The sequence below is a fragment of the Morganella sp. HMSC11D09 genome (genome assembly GCF_001807955.1).
GTDB lineage: Bacteria > Pseudomonadota > Gammaproteobacteria > Enterobacterales > Enterobacteriaceae > Morganella > Morganella morganii.
The window spans coordinates 183,214-207,608 of the sequence record NZ_KV791672.1; the positions used below are offsets into that span (position 1 = coordinate 183,214).

Annotated in this window: 20 protein-coding genes; 10 read left to right on the forward strand and 10 right to left on the reverse strand. The window is 53.3% G+C overall.

What is annotated here, in order from left to right; translation table 11 throughout:
* The first annotated feature begins 159 nt into the window (after nt 1-159).
* Together fabR and HMPREF3119_RS06975 are read left to right on the forward strand one after the other, a co-directional pair.
* Entirely contained in the window at nt 160-819 is a 660-nt protein-coding gene (fabR, locus tag HMPREF3119_RS06970; protein ID WP_024473636.1) for an HTH-type transcriptional repressor FabR, read from the forward strand.
* A 23-nt stretch (nt 820-842) separates the two neighbouring features.
* Nucleotides 843-1,217 carry a YijD family membrane protein gene (locus HMPREF3119_RS06975; RefSeq protein ID WP_004236587.1) on the forward strand — a complete coding sequence of 125 codons (375 nt, stop codon included), beginning with the start codon at nt 843-845 and terminating at the stop codon, nt 1,215-1,217.
* A 64-nt stretch (nt 1,218-1,281) separates the two neighbouring features.
* On the opposite strand, the gene HMPREF3119_RS06980 is transcribed toward HMPREF3119_RS06975, so the two are convergent.
* Nucleotides 1,282-2,754, reverse strand: coding sequence for a glycosyltransferase family 39 protein (locus HMPREF3119_RS06980; protein WP_070579113.1), 1,473 nt, complete (start codon nt 2,752-2,754; stop codon nt 1,282-1,284).
* Between the two features lie 215 nt (nt 2,755-2,969).
* Here HMPREF3119_RS06980 and yihI point away from each other — a divergent pair, with 215 nt between their 5' ends.
* The 3 genes from yihI (at nt 2,970) to hemN (ending at nt 5,496) form a co-directional block, all read left to right on the forward strand.
* Nucleotides 2,970-3,473, forward strand: a complete 504-nt coding sequence (gene yihI / locus HMPREF3119_RS06985) for a Der GTPase-activating protein YihI (protein WP_032098012.1) — start codon at nt 2,970-2,972, stop codon at nt 3,471-3,473.
* A gap of 241 nt (nt 3,474-3,714) precedes the next feature.
* The gene (locus tag HMPREF3119_RS06990) at nt 3,715-3,993 is read left to right on the forward strand and encodes a SemiSWEET family transporter (RefSeq protein WP_004236584.1); all 279 of its coding nucleotides are present in this window, start codon (nt 3,715-3,717) and stop codon (nt 3,991-3,993) included.
* Between the two features lie 132 nt (nt 3,994-4,125).
* Nucleotides 4,126-5,496, forward strand: a complete 1,371-nt coding sequence (gene hemN / locus HMPREF3119_RS06995) for an oxygen-independent coproporphyrinogen III oxidase (protein WP_070579116.1) — start codon at nt 4,126-4,128, stop codon at nt 5,494-5,496.
* Here the strand turns inward: hemN and glnG are convergent.
* From glnG to glnA, 3 genes are all read right to left on the reverse strand, one after another.
* On the reverse strand, nt 5,493-6,947 hold the full coding sequence (gene glnG, locus HMPREF3119_RS07000; protein ID WP_070579119.1) for a nitrogen regulation protein NR(I): 1,455 nt from the start codon (nt 6,945-6,947) through the stop codon (nt 5,493-5,495). The genes hemN and glnG overlap by 4 nt on opposite strands.
* 18 nt (nt 6,948-6,965) lie before the next feature.
* The gene (gene glnL / locus HMPREF3119_RS07005) at nt 6,966-8,015 is read right to left on the reverse strand and encodes a nitrogen regulation protein NR(II) (protein ID WP_004236581.1); all 1,050 of its coding nucleotides are present in this window, start codon (nt 8,013-8,015) and stop codon (nt 6,966-6,968) included.
* A gap of 153 nt (nt 8,016-8,168) precedes the next feature.
* A complete protein-coding gene (glnA, locus tag HMPREF3119_RS07010; RefSeq protein ID WP_004236580.1) occupies nt 8,169-9,578 on the reverse strand; it encodes a glutamate--ammonia ligase in 1,410 nt (469 codons plus the stop codon).
* 561 nt (nt 9,579-10,139) lie between these two features.
* On the opposite strand from glnA, the gene typA reads away from it, so the two are divergent.
* From typA to fabY, 4 genes are all read left to right on the forward strand, one after another.
* A complete protein-coding gene (gene typA, locus HMPREF3119_RS07015; protein ID WP_004236578.1) occupies nt 10,140-11,960 on the forward strand; it encodes a ribosome-dependent GTPase TypA in 1,821 nt (606 codons plus the stop codon).
* A 221-nt stretch (nt 11,961-12,181) separates the two neighbouring features.
* Nucleotides 12,182-12,799 carry a glucose-1-phosphatase gene (yihX, locus tag HMPREF3119_RS07020; RefSeq protein ID WP_070579122.1) on the forward strand — a complete coding sequence of 206 codons (618 nt, stop codon included), beginning with the start codon at nt 12,182-12,184 and terminating at the stop codon, nt 12,797-12,799.
* Between the two features lie 33 nt (nt 12,800-12,832).
* Nucleotides 12,833-13,270 carry a D-aminoacyl-tRNA deacylase gene (gene dtd, locus HMPREF3119_RS07025; protein ID WP_004236576.1) on the forward strand — a complete coding sequence of 146 codons (438 nt, stop codon included), beginning with the start codon at nt 12,833-12,835 and terminating at the stop codon, nt 13,268-13,270.
* Between the two features lie 50 nt (nt 13,271-13,320).
* Nucleotides 13,321-14,238 (forward strand): fatty acid biosynthesis protein FabY, encoded by a 918-nt coding sequence (fabY, locus tag HMPREF3119_RS07030; protein WP_015422399.1) that lies wholly within the window; start codon nt 13,321-13,323, stop codon nt 14,236-14,238.
* Nucleotides 14,239-14,383: 145 nt separating this feature from the next.
* Here fabY and HMPREF3119_RS07035 read toward each other — a convergent pair whose 3' ends face one another.
* Together HMPREF3119_RS07035 and HMPREF3119_RS07040 are read right to left on the reverse strand one after the other, a co-directional pair.
* Nucleotides 14,384-16,147 carry an AsmA family protein gene (locus tag HMPREF3119_RS07035; RefSeq protein WP_049240840.1) on the reverse strand — a complete coding sequence of 588 codons (1,764 nt, stop codon included), beginning with the start codon at nt 16,145-16,147 and terminating at the stop codon, nt 14,384-14,386.
* 130 nt (nt 16,148-16,277) lie between these two features.
* The gene (locus HMPREF3119_RS07040; protein WP_004236571.1) at nt 16,278-17,663 is read right to left on the reverse strand and encodes a uracil-xanthine permease family protein; all 1,386 of its coding nucleotides are present in this window, start codon (nt 17,661-17,663) and stop codon (nt 16,278-16,280) included.
* Between the two features lie 240 nt (nt 17,664-17,903).
* Here HMPREF3119_RS07040 and gltS point away from each other — a divergent pair, with 240 nt between their 5' ends.
* Complete coding sequence (gltS, locus tag HMPREF3119_RS07045) at nt 17,904-19,136, forward strand: sodium/glutamate symporter (protein WP_036413517.1); 1,233 nt, start codon at nt 17,904-17,906, stop codon at nt 19,134-19,136.
* 50 nt (nt 19,137-19,186) lie between these two features.
* On the opposite strand, the gene recG is transcribed toward gltS, so the two are convergent.
* From recG to rpoZ, 4 genes are read right to left on the reverse strand one after another with little or no spacing between them, the layout of a single operon-like run.
* Nucleotides 19,187-21,268, reverse strand: coding sequence for an ATP-dependent DNA helicase RecG (gene recG, locus HMPREF3119_RS07050; protein ID WP_070579124.1), 2,082 nt, complete (start codon nt 21,266-21,268; stop codon nt 19,187-19,189).
* A gap of 18 nt (nt 21,269-21,286) precedes the next feature.
* The gene (gene trmH, locus HMPREF3119_RS07055; RefSeq protein ID WP_070579127.1) at nt 21,287-21,982 is read right to left on the reverse strand and encodes a tRNA (guanosine(18)-2'-O)-methyltransferase TrmH; all 696 of its coding nucleotides are present in this window, start codon (nt 21,980-21,982) and stop codon (nt 21,287-21,289) included.
* A 9-nt stretch (nt 21,983-21,991) separates the two neighbouring features.
* Nucleotides 21,992-24,097 carry a bifunctional GTP diphosphokinase/guanosine-3',5'-bis pyrophosphate 3'-pyrophosphohydrolase gene (gene spoT, locus HMPREF3119_RS07060; protein ID WP_004236566.1) on the reverse strand — a complete coding sequence of 702 codons (2,106 nt, stop codon included), beginning with the start codon at nt 24,095-24,097 and terminating at the stop codon, nt 21,992-21,994.
* Between the two features lie 17 nt (nt 24,098-24,114).
* On the reverse strand, nt 24,115-24,390 hold the full coding sequence (rpoZ, locus tag HMPREF3119_RS07065) for a DNA-directed RNA polymerase subunit omega (RefSeq protein WP_004236565.1): 276 nt from the start codon (nt 24,388-24,390) through the stop codon (nt 24,115-24,117).
* Nucleotides 24,391-24,395: the final 5 nt, after the last annotated feature.

Sequence of the window (24,395 nt, forward strand, 5' to 3'; positions counted from 1 at the left end):
CATCAGATGGAAAATCAGCCTATGATTAGTAAGGTTTACAGGTCACACTTCGGAAAATCTTTTTTTCAGGAATTTCACCGGCCATAAGCTAATCATCACTGAAAAAAGTATTAAGTTTGTTATATTGATCCGTCTGAATAAATTGAGAGTCTGAATTCCGTGAGTAACGTGATTGGTGTAAGAGCAAAACAGAAAGAAAAAACCCGCCGGGCCCTGATTGAAGCTGCCTTCAGTCAGCTCAGCGCCGAGCGCAGCTTCACCAGTCTGAGCCTGCGCGAGGTTGCCCGTGAAGCCGGGATCGCCCCGACCTCTTTTTATCGTCATTTCAAAGATGTGGATGAACTGGGGCTGACGATGGTGGATGAGAGCGGGCTGATGCTGCGCCAGCTGATGCGTCAGGCGCGTCAGCGTATCGCCAAGGGCGGGAGTGTGATCCGGACATCAGTTGCGACATTTATGGAGTTTATCGGTAATAACCCCAACGCTTTCAGGTTATTATTGCGTGAGCGCTCCGGCACATCCGCGGAATTCCGTGCGGCGGTCGCACGGGAAATCCAGCATTTTATTGCAGAACTGGCAGACTATCTGGAACTGGAAAGTAAAATGCCGCGTCAGTTTACTGAATTGCAGGCAGAATCGATGGTGACCATCGTTTTCAGCGCCGGTGCGGAAGCACTGGATATTGATTTGGAAAAGCGGGCACACCTGGAAGAGCGGCTGGTATTACAGCTGCGGATGATCGCCAGAGGCGCGTATTACTGGTACCGCCGCGAACAAGAGAAAATGCATGACCCCGATTACAACACCCCATTAATCTGACACTCATCACCAAGGAGAACGTTATGACGGAACAACATCGCCGTGACAAAGGAACCTTACTGCTCGCTTTTATTGTCGGGCTTTCAGTACACGGTACTTTTTCAGCACTTTTTAATTCCGCAGTCCATTTTTCGGTTTTTCCGGTTCTGGCATTGTGCCTTGCGGTCTATTGTTTCCATCAGCGTTACCTCAATCAGATGCTGCCGGAAGGCATGCCGAAACTGGTGACCGGTACGTTCTTCCTGGGTCTGTTCTCCTATAACGCCCTGATGCGCGCAGAATATCCGGAAGCCGGATCAAACTACTTTTCTGCCGTCTTTATTGTGATTATCGCGTTGTGGCTCTACCGGGCGATGAAACAGCGCCGTGCCACCGGGCAGGATGAAGTGACAGAGTAATCGCGGCAATTTACTGAACATACTCTCGGTGGCAACCCGCTGCCGGGGGTTTTTTGTGTCTGCTTTATTGTTCCGGCCGGACAATCCCCAGGCAGACCGCCTCTTCTTTTGCGCCCGGCTGTGACTGATAGACCACCTGTTTACGCTTCACGATAACCAGATCCGGCCAGTCTTCCAGGGCACCGGTAAACGGCTCATCGGCACAGGTCCGGTTTATTTTGCCGATCAGCAGCGCACCGTGACGGCGGATATCATCCCGGGTGACATGCAGATTATAAATATTGGTTGCCCGGTAATCATGGCCGAACTCATTGATCCACGGCTGAAGTGTTTCCGGCTGATGTTTACCGTAAAACGTTACCCATTCATGCAGATATTCCCCGCCGGTGTATTTCAGCGGTTTTCCGGTTTCCTGTTCCCACCAGCTTTCTGCCTCCGCCGTAAAGGTTTTCATCCCGATATTTTTTTGTCCGGCGTCACGGATGTTGAATCCCATCACTGCGGCATAGCCCGTAATCACAATGACGGCAAAGACTATCAGCCCGTTCATCACGTTTTTCAGCGGTTTTACCGGCGGTGTGACCACAGAGCAGATCAGTGCCGGAATACACAGCAGAACAAAAGGCTGCAGCCACTCGGTAATACGTCCGCCCTGATGGAAGGTGAACCAGACATAAATCACCGCGAGTGGTGCCAGAATCATAATATTGATAAGCCGTTTTGCCTGCTCTTCCGGCCAGCCGAAACGGCCGCCTTTCAGGCGGATAATGACGGCAATAATGATCAGCGGATAGAACACCGTAAACAGTGAACCGGTGGTTTTCAGGGTCAGGCCGGTTTTAATCTGTGAATCGACCCATTTAAAGGCGGCAAAATCATTATTCATCAGCCAGATAATATTCGGGACGACCAGTGCAAACCAGATGGCTATCGCAGCATAAAACCAGGGGGAACGGTAACTTTCCCGCGCTTTCGGCACAAACAGGGTGAAGATAAAGACCATCCCGGTGAGTGCGAGCGTGGAATATTTCCCCATGGTCGCCAGCCCGGATGTCAGTGCAAAACCAATCCACCAGGCCGGATTGTCATAAACGGCGCGGACAAAAAAGTACAGCATCCACGGCCAGAAGGTGACCAGGATATAGTTATCATTATAAGGGATTAAATCGAAATTAATGATCCCCGACAGATTCAGTGACAACAGTGCCAGCCAGGCGTAATCAGAACGCTGTGTGAGGCGGTGTGTCAGATACCACACCCCGCACATACCAATACCGATGCCGGTAAAATGAATGAAGTACCAGTAAAAATCGGCAGCAATCAGGTCAGGGAAGGCGATGACCGGGTACATCAGCATACCGACCAGCCACGGATTTTTCGGTGCACCCCATTCACCGGTTTTGCCCCAGTTCAGGGCTTCCACGGCATCGTAGGGCACCGTCGGATCCAATCCGTAGCTGACAATAATCCAGAGCGTGACATAAGCAGTGACCCAAAACCAGACAGGGCGGTGCGACGTTTGTTGTGAAAAGTGCATAATTCTATATCTTGGTTAAAATAATGGCTGTGTTCATTATTCACCCGGAGGCGAAATGATAGATCGTTTTGACGGAAATCAGGGTAAACTAGCCGCCAGCGAATCATTGTCATGGCTGCGGGCAGCCCGGAAGCCATGAATATAGTTTTGTACTGTTCATTTACGTGGTAAATGTTAACACAAATTAATCAGTTATTTTTAAGCGAGTAAGGTATATGGCCGCTATTTCAAAAAAACCAGCCCGGTCACGGACACCAAAGAAAAGCCGTGAGGAGCTCAACGCGGAAGGCCGTGAACGCAAACGGCAGAAAAAACACCGCGGTAATCCGTCCGGTGCCCGTCAGCAGGATGATGCCCGCAAGACCGGCCGTGGTGCGGAGAATACGGTTGCTGATCCGCGTATCGGCAGTAAAAAACCGGTTCCGCTGTTTGCGGAAGGTAAAACCTCCGTCAAACCGGCGGTAAAAAAACCGGCTGAGCCGGTCAAAGCCAGACTGTCTCCTGAAGAGGAACTGGCAAAACTCGAGAATGACGAGCGTCTCGATGCACTGTTGCTGCGCCTGGAGAACAACGAAACCCTGACCGCAGAAGAAAACACCTACGTTGATACCATGCTGGAACGTATCGACGCGCTGATGGAAAAACTCGGTATTTCTCTTGATGAAGATGATGATGAAGAGAAAACCGACGACATCATGCAACTGCTGAAAGGGCGCTGATCCTCAGTTATTTTACTGAAACCGGCGGTACTGCATCAAAACCGGCGTAACGGGCGACTGTTATGCCGGTTTTCTTATTTTAAGCCTACGTGTTTGCCGTGTTATCTGCCTTAACAGAGGATTAAACAGCGCCGTGCGGCGGTTTTTCTGTGACAGTTATGGCAGATATCTTACTGAGAATAATAAATAATTCTGAAGAGTAATACGGGATTATGCTGATGCTGTTCACCGGGAGAAACCAATGAGTGATACAAAACGTCCGCCGCACGATCACAGCCGCTTTATCCGCTGCCTCGGCTGGGTGGCAACCTTTACGGCATTTTGTATGTATGTCTCCTATATTCCACAGATTATGGATAATCTGGCGGGACATAAAACGTCACCGCTGCAGCCGCTGGCTGCCGCATTTAACTGTACACTTTGGGTGATTTACGGCCTTAAAGTGAAAGATCTGCCGGTTGCGGTCGCCAATGCCCCCGGTGTCCTGTTCGGGCTGGCGGCGATGCTGACTGCATTATAGTGATCCGTCTGATTATCCGTCTGTGGCACGATCATATTAATCGGGCGGCAGATCCGATAAACTGTGCGGCACACAAAACCGTCAGAGAACGGAAATACATTAATTCTGCAATGGTGAGGCAAAGGGGAGAGCATGTCTGACGCGATCATCTGGGATCTGGCATTGATCCGGAAATATAACTATTCCGGTCCGCGATACACTTCGTATCCGACCGCACTGGAATTTAATCAGCAGTACAGTGACAGTGATTTTATCGCCTCAGCAAACCGCTATCCGGAGCGCCCGCTGTCGTTATATGTGCATATCCCGTTCTGCCATAAATTATGTTACTTCTGCGGCTGTAATAAATTAGTCACCCGTCAGAAGCATAAGGCGGATGAATACCTGGCCGTGCTGGAGAAAGAAATCGCCGCCCGTGCCCCGTTGTTTGCCGGACGCGAAGTGCATCAGATGCACTGGGGCGGCGGTACGCCGACCTATCTCGATAAAGCACAGATCAGCCGTCTGACCGGTATGCTGCGTCAGCATTTCCGCTTTGCGCCGGATGCCGAGCTTTCCATTGAAATCGACCCGCGTGAAATAGAATTGGACGTTATCGACCATCTGCGGGCGGAAGGATTTAACCGCCTGAGCATGGGGGTGCAGGATTTCAACAAAGAAGTGCAGCGCCTGGTCAACCGCGAGCAGGATGAAGCGACGATTTTTGCGCTGGTGGAGCGTGCCCGTGCAACCGGGTTTGAATCCGTCAGTATCGACCTGATATACGGGCTGCCGAAACAGACGCCGGAAAGTTTTGCTTTTACCCTGAAACGGGTGGCGGAACTGTCACCGGATCGCCTGAGTGTCTTTAACTATGCCCATCTGCCGGACCTGTTTGCCGCCCAGCGGAAAATCAAAGATGAAGACCTGCCTTCCGCAGAGCAGAAACTGACAATTTTACAGCAGACGATTGAAAACCTGACCGGCAGCGGTTATCAGTTTATCGGGATGGATCACTTCGCCAAACCGGATGATGAGCTGGCGGTCGCACAGAATAACGGCATCCTGCACCGTAATTTCCAGGGGTACACCACTCATGAGGAGTGCGATTTGCTGGGCTTTGGTGTCTCTGCGATCAGCATGCTGGGTGATCACTATGCCCAGAACCAGAAAGACCTGAAAACCTGGTATGCACAGGTGGAAGAGCGCGGCAACGGGTTGTGCCGTGGTCTGGTGCTGACAGAGGAAGACTGCCTGCGCCGCGATGTGATTAAGGCGCTGATCTGCAACTTCCGGCTGGATTATTCACAGATCGAAAAGCAGTATAACCTGGATTTTAAAACCCATTTCGCCGAAGATTTGCAATTATTGCAGCTGATGGCGGATGACGGGCTGGTTGAGATCCGCGACGATGCTCTGGTGGTTACACCGCGCGGACGGCTGCTTATCCGTAATATCTGTATGTGTTTCGATACTTATCTGCGCAACCAGATGCGTCAGCGTCAGTTCTCCCGCGTGATTTAATCTGTTTCCGGGGTTGATGCAGTGTCATCAATCCCGGCTTCTTTCAGTTTCCGCGTCAGCGTATTGCGCCCCCAGCCCAGCAGGCGGGCCGCGTCCTGCTTGTGTCCGTTGCTGTAATTCAGTGCGCACTGTAACAGGGTGCGTTCAAACAGCGGCAGAGCATCCGCCAGCAGATCGGTTTTCCCGGCCCGTAACTGTGCATCCGCCCACTGCGCCAGCTGCTGATCCCAGTTTCCGGCTGCCGGATTATGGCTGTGCTCACTGCGGATATGTTCTCCGGCGGCGGTCATGGTCAGGTCGGCAGGCAGATCCTGCGGCAGCACTTCCTGGGTGGCGGACATCACGGTCAGCCAGCGGCAGACGTTTTCCAGCTGGCGGACGTTGCCGGACCACGGCAACTGCATCAGCAGTGCTTCGGTATCCGGATGCAGGCTTTTCGCTTCTGTTCCCAGCTCTTTTGCGGTTTTCTGCAGAAAATGGCGTGTCAGACGCGGAATGTCCCCCGGCCGTTCCCGCAGCGGCGGCAGCTGCATGCGGATCACATTCAGGCGGTGGAACAGGTCTTCACGGAATTTACCTTCCGCCACCAGCCGCTCCAGATCCTGATGGGCGGCGGCAATAATCCTCACATCCACTTTCACCGGTGCGTAACCGCCGACGCGGTAAAACTGGCCTTCCGCCAGCACACGCAGCAGCCGTGTCTGAATATCGAGCGGCATATCGCCGATTTCATCAAGAAACAGCGAGCCGCCGTCCGCCTGCTCAAAACGCCCCCGGCGCACCTGTGATGCCCCGGTAAATGCCCCTTTTTCATGGCCGAAGAGTTCCGATTCAATCAAATCTTTCGGGATCGCCGCCATATTGAGAGCAATAAACGGTGCATCCGCCCGCGGGCTGTGATGGTGCAGGGCGTGAGCCACCAGCTCCTTCCCGGTCCCGGATTCGCCGTTAATCAGCACACTGATGGAGGAACGGGATAGCCGGCCTATCACTCGGTATACCTCCTGCATGGCAGCGGATTCACCGATAATGCCGGACACCGGATCGGCGGCCGCTTCCTGCCGTACCGGCAGATGCTGCTCGCGGTAGTGTTCCAGGGCGCGGGCCACCAGTGTGACCGCATCATCTATATCAAACGGTTTCGGCAGATAATCAAACGCGCCCTGCTGGTAAGCATTCACTGCGGCATCCAGGTCGGAATGGGCGGTCATAATAATCACCGGCAGTAACGGGTTATGCTGTTTGACCGCCGCCAGCAGAGACAGGCCGTCCATGCCCGGCATCCGGATATCGGAGATCAGCACGTCCGGCTGTCCGCTGTTCAGGGCCGCAAGGGCATTTTCAGCACTGTCAAAACAGACACAGGCATAACCGGCGCTGCTCAGTGCGCGCTCAAGCACCCAGCGGATCGCGCTGTCATCATCAACGACCCAGATTTTTCCCGGCTGCATATGACCTCCTCAACAGGCTTACTGACGGATTGGCAGATAAAGTGAAAATAAGGTGTGACCCGGCCAGCTGCTGAACTCAATTTTGCCGTTATGCTGATCGATAAGATTGCGGGCAATGGATAAACCCAGCCCGGAGCCGCCTTCGCGGCCGCTGACCATCGGGTAGAACAGGGTATCCAGGATATGCGGCGGAATACCCGGGCCGTTGTCCTCAATATCAATCCTGGCGGCCAGCCGGTAGCGTTCACCGTGCAGCATTACCTGGAATGCGGTGCGGGTGCGCAGAATAATGGTGCCGCCTGCGGAATGCAGGGCTTCCAGAGCATTGCGCATAATATTGAGGATAACCTGCTCGATCTGGTCGGGATAATGCGACAACTCCGGCAAACTGGGATCGTAGTCTTTAACCAGCGTGATATTGTCCGGTTTTTCCAGATTGATGAGCTGAAAAACGCGCTCCGCCACATGGTGAATGCTCTGCATACTTTTCTGCCCCGGATGCTGAGGGCCGAGAAGGCGATCAACCAGCGCCCGCAGGCGATCGGCCTGTTCGATAATCACCTGTGTGTATTCCTGCAGTGCCGGGTCCGGCAGCGCGCGGGATAACAGCTGTGCGGCACCGCGTAACCCGCCGAGCGGATTTTTGATTTCGTGCGCCAGTCCGCGCACCAGATCACGGGCGGCGGCCTGCTGCGCCTGCTGTAATTGTTCCTGAGTAATGCGCCGGTGACTGTCCAGCGGTGTCAGTTCCAGCAGAATAAAATCGCCGGATACCGGCTGGGCACTCAGCGAAAGAGCGTGCATTTGGTTATTTACCACCAGGGTCACATCGTTGTCAGTAAAGCTGTGGCCTTCTGCCAGTGTGGCCTGCAATGTGGCGGTATCGAGGGAAAGGTAGCTGTATAAAATAGGGAGCGGTGTGCCGGTGAGTTTACGGGCACTCTGGGCGAATAACTGCATGGCCGACTGATTGGCGTAACGGATAATCAAATCATTATCCAGCAGCAGGACACAGTTGATCAGTGAATCAAGGAGCTGCTCTGCCTGCGGTTTGTTATCCGGGTTCATATTATCCACCTCTTTGCACCAATTTGGTGCATTGTAGCGTATTTACCCCGCAGGAGAAAAGGACCCGCCCAACGGCGGGTCAAGTGCTTCACGGCAACAAAATAAACCGGAACCTGTCACTCTGAGTGCCGCCAAACGGCGGCACTATCAGAATCACACGCTGTAATACATATCAAACTCAACCGGATGCGGCGTCATATTCAGGCGCTGAACATCAGCACGCAGCAGGTCGATATAGGTGTTAATCGCATCTTCGGTAAACACACCGCCGCGTACCAGGAACTCATGATCCGCTGCCAGCGCATCCAGTGCATCGCCCAGAGACGGTGCAACTGTCGGGATTTCTTTTGCTTCTTCCGGCGGCAGGTCATACAGGTTTTTATCCATGGCATCGCCCGGATGAATTTTATTGATGATACCGTCCAGACCGGCCATCAGCTGTGCGGCAAAGGCCAGATACGGGTTAGCAGCCGGGTCCGGGAAGCGGACTTCAATACGGCGGGCTTTCGCGCTGGACACAATCGGAATACGGATTGAGGCCGAACGGTTACGTGCAGAGTAAGCCAGCATGACCGGTGCTTCGTAGCCCGGCACCAGACGTTTGTAAGAGTTGGTGGTCGGGTTGGTAAAGGCGTTCAGGGCACGGGCGTGTTTGATGATCCCGCCGATGTAATAGAGCGCCATTTCTGACAGACCGGCATATTTATCCCCGGAGAACAGGTTAACGCCGTCTTTTGACAGAGACATATGGCAGTGCATACCGGAACCGTTATCGCCGACCAGCGGTTTTGGCATAAAGGTCGCGGTTTTGCCGTAGCGGTGCGCCACATTCTGCACCACATATTTGTACATCTGGGTTTCGTCCGCTTTCAGCGTCATGGTATTGAAACGGGTAGCGATTTCGTTCTGGCCGGCAGTACCGACTTCGTGGTGATGTGCTTCCACGACCAGACCCATCTCTTCCATGACCAGACACATTTCAGAACGCAGATCCTGTGAGGAATCGACCGGCGGCAGCGGGAAGTAGCCGCCTTTCACGCGCGGACGGTGGCCTTTGTTGCCTTCCGGATAGACAGTACCGGTGTTCCAGGCGGCTTCAATATCATTGATATGATAGTAAGCACCGGAGATATCAGCACCGAAACGGATGTCATCAAACAGGAAAAACTCAGGTTCAGGCCCGAACAGGACGGTATCCGCAATACCGCTGGTGCGCAGGAAATCTTCGGCACGTTTGGCGATAGAGCGCGGGTCACGGTCATAACCCTGCATGGTGTTCGGCTCTAACACATCACAGCGCAGAACCAGTGTCGGGACTTCAAAGAACGGGTCGATCAGGGCGGATTCCGCAATCGGCATCAGTACCATGTCAGATTCGTTGATGCCTTTCCAGCCGGCCATTGAGGAACCGTCAAACATTTTTCCGTCTTCGAAGAAATCTTCATCTACCTGATGAGCAGGGATCGACACATGCTGTTCCTTGCCTTTGGTATCGGTAAAGCGTAAGTCCACGAATTTAACGTTGTACTCTTCCATCATGGTCAATACATGTTCAACAGACATATTCAGATCTCCTGGTTTGGGATGTTCCGTCAATCCTCTGGTGGTCACCCGGAGGGACACTGATTGCGGTTCTCACATTGCTTGATAAACATAAAGCGAAAAGCGTGCCAACTTTTTTAAAAGGGGGTAAGCCGCGTTACTGCTGCGGGTTACTCAGATAAGGATAGCGGAAACAGGGTGAATTGCACCATATTGGTGCACTTTTGATTCGGCTTGCAGATCCGGGATGCACTGTTATGGTGCAATGAAATCAGTGCACTGTTTCCCGGCTGCAAACGCAAAAAAAGTATCTCTTTTATCCTGAATAGGTTTATGATATGCCCCTCTGAATTCGTCGCTGAGCGTGGTATGCGCCGCTGATTTTGTAAAAAAATGGCAGGATGAATTTTATCTCTATGTTTTATAATCATTTATTTTTTAAGTGAGATGTATCACACTTCTTTCACTTGCCTCAGAGAACGTGTAAAATACCACCAAACATCTACACCATAGATGGGCGTTGTTGAAAAGAATGCTATCTGTGACGTAATTCCCATCCATTAACGAAAACGGTACAAGTCTTTGTCTATCGAGAAATTAAGAAATATTGCCATCATCGCTCACGTTGACCATGGCAAGACCACGCTGGTCGATAAATTATTACAGCAGTCCGGTACGTTTGATGAGCGTTCAAAACCGGAAGAGCGTGTAATGGACTCCGGCGATCTGGAAAGAGAGCGCGGCATTACTATTCTTGCAAAAAATACCGCGATTACGTGGAACGACTATCACATCAACATCGTTGACACCCCGGGGCACGCCGATTTCGGTGGTGAAGTAGAACGTGTGATGTCCATGGTTGACAGCGTACTGCTGCTGGTAGATGCGATGGACGGTCCTATGCCGCAGACCCGCTTTGTAACGCAGAAAGCGTTTGCAAACGGTCTGAAACCAATCGTCGTTATCAACAAAATTGACCGTCCGGGCGCACGTCCTGACTGGGTTATCGACCAGGTGTTTGACCTGTTTGACAACCTCGGCGCAACTGACGAGCAGCTCGACTTCCCTATCATTTATGCATCTGCGCTGAATGGTATCGCGGGCACCGATTATAACGATATGGCGGATGACATGACCCCGCTGTACGAAGCTATCGTTAAGTATGTTGAGCCGCCTCAGGTTGACCTCGACGGCCCGTTCCAGATGCAGATCTCCCAGCTCGATTACAACAACTATTTAGGTGTTATCGGGATTGGCCGCATCAAGCGCGGTAAAGTCAAACCAAACCAGCAGGTTACTGTTATCGATGCGGAAGGTAAAACCCGTAACGGTAAAATCGGTAAGGTTCTCGGACATTTAGGTCTGGACCGTATCGAAACGGAAGTTGCTGAAGCCGGTGATATCATCGCGCTGACCGGCCTGGGTGAACTGAATATCTCAGATACTATCTGTGACACCAACTGTGTTGAAGCATTAAAACCACTGGCCGTTGATGAACCGACCGTCAGCATGTATTTCTGCGTTAACACCTCACCATTCTGCGGTAAAGAAGGGAAATATGTGACTTCCCGTCAGATCCTTGACCGTCTGAAGAAAGAGCTGGTTCACAACGTGGCACTGCGCGTTGAAGAAACTGAAGACCCGGATGCATTCCGTGTATCAGGCCGTGGTGAGCTGCACTTATCTGTTCTGATCGAAAACATGCGCCGTGAAGGTTTTGAGCTGGCGGTATCCCGTCCGCGCGTTATCTTCCGCGATATCGACGGCCGTAAACAGGAGCCGTTCGAGCAGGTGACTCTGGATATTGAAGAACAGCACCAGGGTGACGTGATGATGGCACTGGGTGAGCGTAAAGGCGAACTGCGTGACATGATGCCGGATGGCAAAGGCCGCGTACGTCTGGATTACAGCATCCCGAGCCGTGGTCTGATTGGTTTCCGTACTGAATTCATGACCATGACTTCCGGTACCGGTTTACTGTATGCCACATTCAGTCACTATGATGATGTTAAACAGGGTGAAATCGGCCGCCGTCAGAACGGTGTGATGATTTCCAACGGTCAGGGTAAAGCAGTTGCATACGCACTGTACAGCCTGCAGGATCGCGGTAAGCTGTTTGTCGGTCACGGTACTGAAGTGTATGAAGGCCAGCTGATCGGTATTCACTCACGTTCAAACGACCTGACAGTTAACTGCCTGACCGGTAAGAAACTGACCAACATGCGTGCATCCGGTACTGATGAAGCTACCACACTGACTCCGTTTATCGAGAAAACCCTGGAACAGGCGTTAGAATTTATCGATGACGACGAATTAGTGGAAGTAACGCCGAAGTCTATCCGTCTGCGTAAACGCCACCTGACTGAAAACGACCGCAAACGCGCACACCGCAGCAAAGATTAATCTCTGCCGGTTGTTTTGATTCATGCCACTCAGGGCGCCTCCGGGCGCCCTGAGCTTTTTCTGCGTGCTGATTACATACCGGTCACAGGCTGATAACCGCACTGAAATACGGGCGGGATCGCACTCCCGGATATTTTTTCTCACCGAAAATGGTTTTCACTCTGTTCAGGAAGGTACTCTGCGGGTAGAGTAAAAATAATTCATCAACCCGGAGGGATGGTATGCTTTATATTTTTGACATGGGTAATGTCATTATTGATATTGATTTTAAACGTGTTTTATCAGTCTGGAGTAATCTGAGCGGTAAGCCGCTGTCCGAACTGAGCAGTGATTTTATTCACGGTGAAACCTTTAAACAGCATGAATGCGGCAAAATTTCCGATGTTGAATTTGCTGAAGCTATTAATGACCAGCTGGATATGTCGCTGAGTTTTGATGAGTTTGCCGAAGGCTGGCAGGCTATCTTTATCTCTGTCCGCCCTGATGTGATTGATATCATGAACAGGCTGCGTGAGCAGGGACACCGCGTGGTGGTGCTCTCTAACACCAACCGTCTGCATCAGGATTACTGGCCGCAGCACTATCCGGAAATCGCTGCTTCCGCGGATTTCCTGTATCTCTCCCAGGATCTGGGACTGCGCAAGCCGGACCCGGATATCTATCAGTATGTGCTTGAAACCGAAGAGTTTGAGCCGCAGGATGCCGTGTTCTTTGATGATGTCCGCGAAAACGTGGATGCGGCAGTGGCACTCGGTATCAAAGGCGTGTTGGTCACCGGTCGTGACACAGTCTCCCGTTATTTTGCAGAGTATGATTTTTCAGCAGAAGTGACTGAGTAATTCAGGTGTGATTGTTTTTTAAACGGATATGACATGATTGCATTAATACAGCGTGTGACCCGCGCAGATGTCCGGATCGCCGGGGAAATTGCCGGTGAAATCGGTCCCGGATTGCTGGTTCTTCTGGGCGTTGAGCGGGATGACGACGAACAAAAATCAAAACGCCTGAGTGAGAAAGTGATGGGTTACCGCATTTTCAGTGATGCGGACGGGAAAATGAACCTGAATGTGGCGCAGTCCGGCGGTCAGCTGCTGGTGGTGTCACAGTTCACCTTAGCAGCGGAAACACAAAAAGGAATGCGCCCGGGATTTTCAAACGGCGCGGCACCGGAAAAAGCCAATGCCTTATATGAGCACTTTGTAGCACAGTGCCGTGCAGCAGGAATGGTGACGGAAACAGGCCGGTTTGCGGCAGACATGCAGGTCAGTCTGACAAACGATGGTCCGGTCACTTTCTGGCTGCAGGTATGATACAACAGTCTCAGGCCGGTCACCGGTTACCACTGACAGGAGAAAGTGCGATGTATCATTTACGTGTACCAAAAACCGATCAGGAGCTGGAAAGCTATTTTCATTTCCGCTGGGCGATGCTGCGCAAGCCGCTGAATCAGCCGCAGGGATCGGAAAAGGACGGTTATGATACCTATGCACATCATCAGATGGTGGTAGACGAAACCGGGCAGCCTGTGGCTGTCGGCCGTTTGTATATCAATGCAGAAAATGAAGGCGCGATCCGCTTTCTGGCAGTTGATCCGCAGATGCAGGGACGCGGGCTGGGCACACTGATTGCACGCGCACTGGAGTCCGTGGCGCGTCAGGAAGGTGTTAAGCGGATTGTCTGCAGTGCCCGTGAGGAAGCGGTCGCATTTTTTGAAAAATCAGGTTTTGAAAACAGAGGACCGATTACAGGCCCGCAAACGACGCCTGTTCGTCATTTTTTTATGATTAAATCCGTTGAAACCCTCGATGCGATCCTGCATCGTCCTGACTGGTGTGCTGAATTACAGAAAGCATGGTATGAAACCATTCCCCTGAGCGAAAAAATGGGGATCCGCATTACGCAGTACACCGGTCAGGAATTTATGACCACCATGCCGGAAGGCCCGAACCAGAACCTGCATCAGACCATTTTTGCCGGCAGCCAGTTCTCGATGGCGACACTGACCGGCTGGGGGCTTATCTGGCTGCTGTTACAGGAAAACTCCCTGGACGGCGATATTGTGCTGGTGGATGCCAATATCCGCTACCGCAAAGCAGTGGCAGGCAGACCGGAAGCTATTGCTTCCCGTGATAAACTCAGCGGCGACCTGGATCGTCTGGCTCGCGGCAGTAAAGCGCGGATTAAGCTGGAAGTGACTGTCGGGCAGGGGGATGAAGTCGGCGCGGTCTTTACCGGCACCTATATGGTGCTGCCCGGGCAGAAACACAGCGCGGAGTGAGAGGTAAAACACATTTCTTTCGCTGTGGCTGACAGAGAGGACAATTGGTCAGATACGGCGGTGATAACGGGCAGGCGGACGAAAAGCATGCGCGTCATGGATGACGCTACAGCGCCTTACGGCGCTGTTTTTGTATCAGCAAAGGTTACAGAATTTCTCCGGTTTCGCTGTTATCCGGGATCACCCGCTGTGCAGGCGGGGCAGAAGGTACCGGCTCTGCGGATCCCGGGGTGTTGCTCATCTGTCCCTGCGTGATAGCCCGGTTTATCTGATTTCCCTGTTTATCCTGTCCGGAGAGCATGCCGCTCAGTGTGCTGCGGATATCCTCTGCCCGCAACTGCCCGTTCAGGTGCAGGGTGTAATTGGCGCTGCCGGTCAGCGGAGCAGGTTGCCAGCCCCATTGTGACAGGATCTGACTGTCCGCACCGGTTGCCTGTAATGTGAAACTGAAAGGCACAGTACCGGATGGCGTGGCCTGAAACTGCATTTTCAGCAACCCTTCCCCGGCAGAGGCGGCAAATTGTGTGGTTGCCGCGCTGTCAGTTCCGGCAGTCAGAGTCAGATACGGGCGGTGCAGTTCGACCCGGTTAAAGGTGGCATTGCCGGCACTGACAGAAAGCTCGCCGTCCCATAATCCCCACTGACCGGATTTCAGGATCTGCATGGTTTTGATGTAGCCGTTCACATTGGTGAGCTGGAACGGGAAAACCGGCTGTGTATCAATCAGCAGGGCATTGGAGACTTTAATATCCTGCAGGCGGATAGCATCAATTCCCTGCGGGGCGGCTTCCTGTAATGTGGCGAACCACTGTTCCGGGAGGCTGTACAGCAGGTTGTCGGCGACACCGCTGGTGATATCCAGTGTCCGGGTGGCGCGGTTCCACTCCCCGGTAAAGCGCAGAATACTCTTGTCATAGCGGCCGGTCAGACGGTTGACCGCAATCTGATCGCCGCGCAGTTCCAGGGTGCTGATAATGTCAGAAAAATGCTGCCCGCTGAGTGTCAGATCTGCTGCGGCGATATCTGCCTGTCCGTTGTCCGTCTGCAAGCGCCCTTGTTTAAAGGCCAGATTTTTGACCGTGCCTTCCAGATAGTTTACCGCCCACTGATGACCTTCGAGCTTGATATTGGTGGCGGTGATATTCCTGGCCTGAATATCCGGCAGGTTTTCTGTGCTGTCTGCCAGCTGTGTCAGTGTTTGCGGTGTCTGCCAGCGGATATCATTAAGCAACAGGTTATCCAGCTGCCACTGACCTTCGGCGCTGCGGCGTCCGGTGGCGGTGATCAGGCCGTTTTCCAGTGTGGCGGTCAGGTTATCAAACGTGAATTGTTTTCCGCTGACCTCGCCCTGTGTCAGGATATTTTTCAGCGGCAGCCCGTAGTAATTCAGGCTGTTGGCGGAAAACTGGTATTTGCCGTTTCCGGTCAGGTCACTGCCCTGCGGCTGCCACGGTGTGATCCCACCGGTAACACCTTCCGCGTCAATTACCCGGTTGCCGTCGGTGCGGCGGAGTGCGGTCTGATTGAGCTGTAATAACCCGGCACTGACCGGCAGGGTGCTGCTGTCAGCAGCATCAGAAATTTCGATATCCCCTTTCTGCACAATGATACGGGCAAACCAGCCGGGTTCAGAAAAACTGCGCCAGTCCAGGGTCAGCTCAACATTGGCCGCTTCCAGGGCAAAATCACCGGAAACCGTGCTGATGCTGATATCACTGAGCGAAATAAGTGAGGGGGAGGAGAGCGAGTGACTTATCGCGGAAAGCGAGACTTTGTAGCGTGTGTTGTCACTGATAAGGGCTGAAACCTGTTTTGTGCCCCATGATGTCTGCACCACAAGGGCCGTGGCAACGATAAGAATAATGACCAGTGTTATCAGCCAGAAAACAGCCCGTCCCAACCATTTCATAATGCGCTCCCCGATAGATAATCCTGAGGGCATACTAGCGTGAGGCTCTTTATGGTGACAAGGATTATCGCGGTTTTTCCGCACAGAGCAGCCCGCGTGACCGTTTCCGGTCACGCGGTTAAACAGATGATTATTTCTCCGGCGGGAAAATCAGGTTCAGGGCAATCGCGGTCAGACCGCCCGCCGCAATTCCTGAAGAAAGCAGGGTTTTCAGCCAGTCAGGCGCGAACTGCAGGATCAGCGGCTGCTGGGAAACGCCCATGCCGACAGCCAGCGACAGCGCAATAATCATAATTGCCCGGCGGTTCAGGGTTTCGCGGGAAACAATCCGCACCCCGGATGCCGCAATCGTCCCGAACATCACAATGGTTGCACCGCCGAGTACCGGCTCCGGAATGTGCTGCACAAAACCGGCCACGGCCGGGAACAGCCCCAGCACGATCAGCATCAGTGCTACCACATAACCGACATAACGGCTGGCAACACCGGTCAGCTGGATCACACCATTATTCTGTCCGAAACAGGAGTTAGGAAAGGTGTTAAAGACCGCAGACAGGGCGGAATTGAGACCGTTTGCCAGCACGCCGCCTTTCAGGCGCTTCATATAGAGCGGGCCGGACACCGGTTGTTCGGAGACATCGGACGTAGCAGTAATATCACCGATGGTTTCCAGCGAGGTCACCATAAAGATCAGGATCAGCGGCAGCAGCAGGTTCCAGTCAATGGATAAGCCGTAATAGAGCGGTGCCGGGATCACAATCATTTCTTTTGGAATTTCTGCATGGTTATCCGGCAGCATGCCCATCCACCAGGCGGCCAGATAGCCCGCGGTCATCGCCAGTACCAGTGAAGCGACGCGCAGATACGGGTTTTTCTGGCGGTTCAGCAGCACAATCACCGCCAGCACAATACCGGCGAGGATCAGGTTATCGGCAGAGCCGAAGGTGTTATCCGCCATTGCGCCATAACCGCCGCCGATGGAGGTCAGCCCGACCTGAATTAATGACAGGCCGATAATCATCACCACCACACCGGAGACCAGCGGTGTGATAATACGGCGAGCCAGATGCAGGAAACGGGAGAGGATCACTTCTGTCATCGCCGCCAGCATCAGTGTGCCGAACAGCGCCGCCATCATTCCTTCCGTATCCACACCATTATTTTTCAGTGCCATACCCCCCATAATCAGCGGGGCAACAAAGTTAAAGCTGGTGCCCTGGATAGAGAGCAGCCCTGAGCCGACCGGCCCCCAGGTACGGATTTGCAGCAGTGAGGCCAGCCCGGAAGCGAACAGCGACATACTGATAATCCGCTGGGTATCATGGGCGGAAAGGCCAAGCGCCTGAGCGATAAGCAACCCCGGCGTAATCACCGCCACAAACATCGCCAGCAGATGCTGGCAGGCGGCAAAGAGGGTCTGCGGCAGCGGCGGACGATCTTCCAGACGGTAGATGAGTTCACTATTTGTGTTAGTCGCGGGAGTTACACTGGTTTTGTCAGAAATTGCAGAGTTCATGTCAACAGGTCCGGGATAAGCAATTTCCGTATTTTAATGATCTGCGGCACAAAAGCAATCGTTTGCGCGGATGAGATGTTATTTTTTATAGCGGAATATAATCACAGTTTTATTTATTTTAACTTGTCTTTATCCGCTTTTTTTTCTTTAATCCCGATACCTGCTTTTTTTCTTGCGTAATAAGGACGTTATTAACGCGATACTGATGTAACAAATACCAACAATAAAAGGGGTACGTGAATGTATCAACTCGACGTTTACGGCACGCTGGTTGCGGCCACACTCGTCCTATTACTGGGACGTAAACTCGTAAAAACTGTACCATTCCTCGAAAAGTATACTATTCCTGAGCCTGTGGCCGGTGGTCTTCTGGTCGCGATTGTATTATTGGGGTTCAAATCCGGTATGGATCTGGAAGTGAAATTTGATGATTCACTGAAAGACCCGCTGATGCTGGCGTTCTTCGCCACCATCGGCTTAAACGCCAACTTAGCCAGCCTGAAGGCGGGCGGTAAAACATTATTTATCTTTGTGATTGCCGTTGTGGGCTTACTGATTGTGCAGAACAGTGTCGGTATTTCCCTGGCGAAAATGATGGGGCTTGACCCGCTGATTGGTCTGCTGGCCGGTTCTATCACACTTTCCGGTGGTCACGGTACCGGGGCGGCATGGGGTAAAATTTTCAGCGACAGCTATGGTTTCACCTCTGCAACAGAAATTGCGATTGCCTGTGCCACATTTGGTCTGGTGCTCGGCGGCCTGATTGGTGGTCCGGTGGCCCGTTTCCTGATCAAAAAGACAGCCATGAGCGATGTGAAATTACAGGATGATGAAGCACCGACCGCGTTTGAAAAACCGCAGGCCGGACGCATGATCACTTCAATGGTTCTGCTTGAAACAATTGCACTGATTGCTATCTGTTTGCTGGCAGGGACGTATCTGTATGGTGTTCTGACGGATTTCTTCACGTCGATGCAGTGGAAGTTCCAGATCCCGGCGTTCGTGTGTGTGCTGTTTATCGGGGTTATCCTGAGCAACAGTCTGTCACTGATGGGCTTCTACCGTGTGTTTGAACGGGCGGTGTCGGTGCTGGGTAACGTCAGTCTGTCACTGTTCCTGGCGATGGCACTGATGAGCCTGAAACTGTGGGAAATCGCCTCTCTGGCGGTACCGATGCTGGTGATTCTGGCGGTACAGACCGTGGTGATGGCGCTGTATGCCGTCTTCGTCACTTACCGTGTGATGGGGAAAAACTATGATGCGGCGGTACTGGCTGCCGGTCACTGTGGCTTCGGGATGGGCGCGACACCAACCGCGATTGCCAACATGCAGGCGGTAACTGATCGCTTCGGTCCTTCCCATGTGGCCTTCCTGGTGGTACCGATGGTGGGGGCGTTCTTCCTGGATCTGATTAACGCACTGGTTATTCCGTTCTTCCTGGCGTTACCTATCTTCCCGGCTGCGGGCGGGTAACAGAACAGTTCTTAAAGCAGGCAAGCCACCCCTCCGGGTGGCTTTTTTCGTTATACGTTGGTGTATTGTGTGCGTTCCGGCAGCCAGCGTTCTATCAGGGCTTTTGCCTGTTCCGGATAGTTTTGGTGCAGATGCCGTGCAACGCGCTGTACTTCCGGCAGCATGCCCTGGTCGCGCAGTAAATCCGCCACTTTAAATTCCGCATTGCCGGTCTGGCGTGTGCCGAGCAGTTCCCCCGGCCCGCGGATTTCCAGGTCTTTCTGCGCGATAACAAAGCCGTCGTTGCTGTCCCGCAGTACCTGAAGACGCAGTTTTGCTGTCTGGGTGAGCGGGGTTTTATACAGCAGCACACAGTGGGAGACCGCAGAGCCGCGCCCGACCCGGCCGCGCAGCTGATGCAGCTGTGCCAGCCCGAACCGTTCCGGGTTTTCGATAATCATCAGGCTGGCGTTCGGTACATCCACCCCGACTTCAATCACCGTGGTGGCAACCAGCAGATCCAGCTCACCGGCCTTAAACTGTGCCATTACCGCCTGTTTTTCTGCCGGTTTCATGCGGCCGTGAACCATCCCGACCCGCAGATCCGGTAGCGTGGCGGACAGCTCATCAAACGTGACCTGAGCCGCCTGGGCTTCCAGCAAATCCGATTCATCGATCAGGGTACAGACCCAGTAAGCCTGACGTTTTTCATCCTGACAGGCATTGCGCACCCGCTCAATAATCTCATGGCGGCGGCTGTCCGGAATCGCCACCGTGGTCACCGGGGTTCTGCCGGGCGGCAGTTCGTCGATAACCGAGGTATCGAGATCTGCATAGGCAGTCATGGCCAGAGTACGCGGGATCGGCGTGGCGGTCATGATCAGCTGATGTGGATGGAATCCCTGCTGTTCGCCTTTTTCCCACAATGCCAGCCGCTGGTGGACACCAAAGCGGTGTTGTTCATCGATAATCACCAGCGCCAGGGAATGAAAACGGATATGTTCCTGAAAAATGGCGTGTGTGCCGATAACCATGGCCACATCACCGGCAGCAATGGCGTCTTCCTGTGCCTGTCGTGCCTTGCCTTTCTGTTCCCCGGCACCCCAGCCGACACTGATACCCAGCGGCTCCAGCCACTGACGGAAAGTACAGGCGTGTTGTTCAGCCAGCAATTCTGTCGGTGCCATCAGCGCCACCTGTCTGCCGTGTGCGATAGCGCGAAGTGCCGCCAGCGCGGCGACCAGCGTTTTCCCTGAGCCGACATCCCCCTGAATCAGGCGCATCATCGGTACCGGTTTTTCCAGATCCTGCTCTATTTCCGCCACCACGCGCTGCTGGGCATTGGTTGGTGAGAAGGGAAGTTGTGCCAGAAACTGATTTTTCAGTGTTTCCTGCGGTGACAGCGGCAGTGCGTGATAACGCTGTGCCCCTGCTCTGACCGCCAGCATGCTGAGGTGATGCGCCAGCAGTTCTTCCAGCACAATCCGTTTCAGTGCCGGATGCTGCCCGCTTTCCAGTTCGGCAAGCTGTGTATCCGCCGGTGGCCGGTGCAGCGTTTTCAGCGCCTGCGGCAGGCTCATCATAGAGCGGGTCAGTTCCGGCGGCAGTAATTCATTAATGGCGCAGGTATCGAGCAACTCCAGCGCCTGATCGAGCAGTTTGCGGAGTGTGGCCTGGCGGACACCTTCGGTGGTCGGGTAGATAGGGGTGAGTGTTTCCTGTAATTCAACGGAAGTATCACTCTGGCGGACTTTGTATTCGGGGTGGAAAATCTCCGGGCCATTTTTGCCGCGCCGGATTTCACCGTAAGCGGTGACCTGTTTTCCGGCCACCAGCGCATTTTTCATCGCCGCTGAAAAGTTAAAGAAACGCAGGGTTAAGATGCCGGTACCGTCGCTTATCTGGCAGGTCATCATCCGCTTGCGGCCAAAGACCACATCGGTGCGCAGCACTTCGCCGCTGACGGTGGCATAAATCCCGGGTAACAGATCGGTAATGGTATAAAGCCGGGTCTGGTCTTCATAACGCAGCGGCAGATGGAAAAGCAGATCCTGAAGGGTGTGCAGACCGATACCGGCCAGTTTGCCTGCCTGCCCGGCCCCGACGCCGTGTAAAGTCGTGAGTGGGATAGCATCAAGCAGTTGACCTTTCATTTTCTGCTCCGTTTCGTATCAGGCGGATGGTTTCTTCTGTTGCATGGCAGCCCACCAGCTGTCCGGCGCAATAATATGACCCTGTTCATCAATCTGCGGACGGGGCAGTTTTTTCTCGCGGGCGACCTGGGCCAGCACCGGATAACCGCGTTCAAACAGCAGGCGCTGCTGTTCATCCTGTGCCAGGGCACAACGGGGATGCTCATAGAGACCGGCAGCTTCACGCTGGCGTTGTGCCTCATAGAGGATCACGGCGGCGGCAACAGACACATTCAGTGACTGTACCATGCCGGACATCGGGATCATAATATGCTGATCTGCCAGCCGGATGGCTTCCTGAGATATGCCGGTTTTCTCCGAGCCCATGATAATGCAGTTCGGGCGGGTAAAATCGATCGCCCGGAAATCCACCGCGCTGTCAGACAGATGAGTGGCAAGAATCTGCATACCCTGTGATTTCAGGAGGGTCACGGCATCAGCGAGTGTGTCGTGGTTATGCACATTCACCCAGCTGTTGCTGCCGGCGGCGGAAGAGACCAGCGTTTTGATTTTTTCCGGCCAGACCGCATGCAGATCATGGATACCGACTGCATCCGCACTGCGGATCACGGCGGAGACATTGTGCGGCTTATGCACTTCCTCGAGACACAGGGTGAGGTCAGGCTGGCGCATCGCCATCATCCGGCAGATGCGCTCATAACGTTGGGAATTCATACCGTGTGATTAATTCCGGTTACGGCTGACGCGCAGGACATCCGGCATAATGCGGATCTTACGCATAATATTCGCAAGCTGGATACGGTCTTTTGCGGTCAGGCGGATAAAGGCGCAGTAAACGCGGCCATCTTTCTCCTCGGTATTCATGCTCTGAATACTGGAGTTGGCATCATTAATTGCGGCAGTCAGGTTAGCCAGTGCGCCCTGGTGGTTAAACATATCCACTTTGATTTCAGCAATAAAATCGGTGTCGATATCATTATCCCACTCAACAGCCATGAATTTTTCCGGCTCTTTTTCATATCCGCGGATATTACGGCAGGATTCATGGTGGATAACCAGCCCTTTACCCGGACTGATATGGGCGATAATCGGGTCACCCGGTACCGGACGGCAGCATTTGGCGAAGGTGATAAGCACTCCGTCCGCGCCTTTGATCGGCAGCTTGCGGGTGGTGCTCTCTTCGGTATTACTTTCCGGCTCGTTCAGCAGGTTACGGGCAACCACCACACTCATGGCATTCCCCAGGCCGATTTCCGCCAGCAGGTCATCCAGAGTCGCCAGTTTCATCCGCACCAGCTCACGGCTGATATTTTCCTGAGGGATATCTGTGATCTTACGGCCGTTACCGAGTGCATGGTTGAGCAGACGGCGGCCCAGGTTGACAGAATCATCCCTTTTGAGGTTTTTCAGTAACTGACGGATTTTCGCCCGGGCTTTTGAGCTGACAACAAAGTTCAGCCACGCGGCATTCGGCCGTGCGCCCGGTGCGGTAATAATTTCAACGGTTTGTCCGCTGGTCAGTTGCTGGGAGAGCGGATACGGCTGGCGGTCAACGCGCGCGCCGACACAGGAGTGGCCGATGTCCGTATGCACGGCATAGGCGAAATCCACCGGGGTGGCGCCGGTCGGCAACTCCACAATCCGGCCTTCCGGCGTGAAGACATAAATTTCATCCGGGAAGAGATCGGATTTCACGCTCTCAATAAATTCAAAGGTGTTGCCGGTGCTTTGCTGAAGTTCTATCAGGCTCTGCATCCAGCGGTGGGCACGCACCTGTGCGGTAGTGCCGGATTCACCGTGCTCTTTATAAGCCCAGTGTGCTGCCACCCCCATTTCCGCCATCTGATCCATATCTTCGGTCCGGATCTGCACTTCCACCGGCACCCCGTGAGGGCCGATAAGGGAGGTGTGTAATGACTGATAGCCGTTGGCTTTCGGGATGGCGATATAATCTTTGACGCGGCCGGGACGCGGCTTGTACAGGCCGTGAACCTGACCTAATACGCGGTAACAGGTGTCGACAGTGCTTACAATCACGCGAAATGCATAAATGTCCATGATCGAGTGAAAACGCTGCTCTTTCAGGTGCATTTTCCGGTAGATGGAGTAGAGATGTTTTTCCCGTCCGCTGACTTTGCAGCTGATCCCGGCTTCCGTCAGACGCCCTTCGATTTCGGATAAAATCTTCTGGATCATCTCTTTACGGTTGCCGCGCGCGGCTTTCACCACTTCTTTGATGACGCGGTAGCGGTTCGGGTAAAGGGCTTCGAATCCCAGCTCCTCAAGCTCCGTTTTGATATGGTGAATACCGAGACGGTGAGCCAGAGGACTGTAGATTTCAAGGGTTTCGCGCGCAATACGACGACGCTTATCGGGACGCAGAGACCCGAGCGTGCGCATGTTATGCGTGCGGTCTGCCAGCTTGATGAGAATGACACGGATGTCTTTCACCATCGCCATGACCATTTTGCGGAAGTTTTCAGCCTGAGCTTCTTTTTTATCGCGGAAGTTCAGTTTGTCTAACTTCGATACCCCTTCCACCAGCCCGGCAACCGTGGTGCCGAACAGTTGTTCAATATCCTGAAAGGTGGCAGGCGTATCTTCAATAACGTCGTGCAGCAGTGCTGCCATCAGTGTTTCGAGGTCGAGACGCATCTCGGCCAGGATACAGGCAACAGCGACCGGATGGGTAATATACGGTTCGCCACTGGAGCGGGTCTGCCCTTCGTGAGCATCCCGCGCAACGATATAGGCTTGTTTTAACAGATCAATCTGCTCTTTCGGCAGATAATCCTTAACAATATGGTTCAGGCTTTCAAACAGGTACAAGGCAGACCTACCTTAACTTAACGACGTCCTTCGGCGATTGCAGAAACCGCTTGCATTTCAGCAGCTTCCTGCTCCTGTTGTTCCTGGCGCTCACGGGCGTCAAGGATCTGGCCGTTGATCAGATTTTCTTCGATTTCGCGCAGGGCGATCACGGTGACTTTATCGTTTTCTTCCGGAACCAGAGGCTCTTTGCCGCCGGCCTGTAACTGACGCGCACGGCGTGCTGCCACTAATACGAGGTCAAAACGGTTACCAATTTTTTCTACTGCGTCCTGGACTGTTACGCGTGCCATAGGTG

Bases quoted from the DNA above. Each gene is read 5' to 3' on its own strand.
- HMPREF3119_RS06975 (WP_004236587.1), top strand. From the start codon at position 843: ATGACGGAACAACATCGCCGTGACAAAGGAACCTTACTGCTCGCTTTT.
- HMPREF3119_RS06980 (WP_070579113.1), bottom strand. From the start codon at position 2,754: ATGCACTTTTCACAACAAACGTCGCACCGCCCTGTCTGGTTTTGGGTC.
- yihI (WP_032098012.1), top strand. From the start codon at position 2,970: ATGGCCGCTATTTCAAAAAAACCAGCCCGGTCACGGACACCAAAGAAA.
- HMPREF3119_RS06990 (WP_004236584.1), top strand. From the start codon at position 3,715: ATGAGTGATACAAAACGTCCGCCGCACGATCACAGCCGCTTTATCCGC.
- hemN (WP_070579116.1), top strand. From the start codon at position 4,126: ATGTCTGACGCGATCATCTGGGATCTGGCATTGATCCGGAAATATAAC.
- glnG (WP_070579119.1), bottom strand. From the start codon at position 6,947: ATGCAGCCGGGAAAAATCTGGGTCGTTGATGATGACAGCGCGATCCGC.
- glnL (WP_004236581.1), bottom strand. From the start codon at position 8,015: ATGAACCCGGATAACAAACCGCAGGCAGAGCAGCTCCTTGATTCACTG.
- glnA (WP_004236580.1), bottom strand. From the start codon at position 9,578: ATGTCTGTTGAACATGTATTGACCATGATGGAAGAGTACAACGTTAAA.
- yihX (WP_070579122.1), top strand. From the start codon at position 12,182: ATGCTTTATATTTTTGACATGGGTAATGTCATTATTGATATTGATTTT.
- dtd (WP_004236576.1), top strand. From the start codon at position 12,833: ATGATTGCATTAATACAGCGTGTGACCCGCGCAGATGTCCGGATCGCC.
- fabY (WP_015422399.1), top strand. From the start codon at position 13,321: ATGTATCATTTACGTGTACCAAAAACCGATCAGGAGCTGGAAAGCTAT.
- HMPREF3119_RS07035 (WP_049240840.1), bottom strand. From the start codon at position 16,147: ATGAAATGGTTGGGACGGGCTGTTTTCTGGCTGATAACACTGGTCATT.
- HMPREF3119_RS07040 (WP_004236571.1), bottom strand. From the start codon at position 17,663: ATGAACTCTGCAATTTCTGACAAAACCAGTGTAACTCCCGCGACTAAC.
- gltS (WP_036413517.1), top strand. From the start codon at position 17,904: ATGTATCAACTCGACGTTTACGGCACGCTGGTTGCGGCCACACTCGTC.
- recG (WP_070579124.1), bottom strand. From the start codon at position 21,268: ATGAAAGGTCAACTGCTTGATGCTATCCCACTCACGACTTTACACGGC.
- trmH (WP_070579127.1), bottom strand. From the start codon at position 21,982: ATGAATTCCCAACGTTATGAGCGCATCTGCCGGATGATGGCGATGCGC.
- rpoZ (WP_004236565.1), bottom strand. From the start codon at position 24,390: ATGGCACGCGTAACAGTCCAGGACGCAGTAGAAAAAATTGGTAACCGT.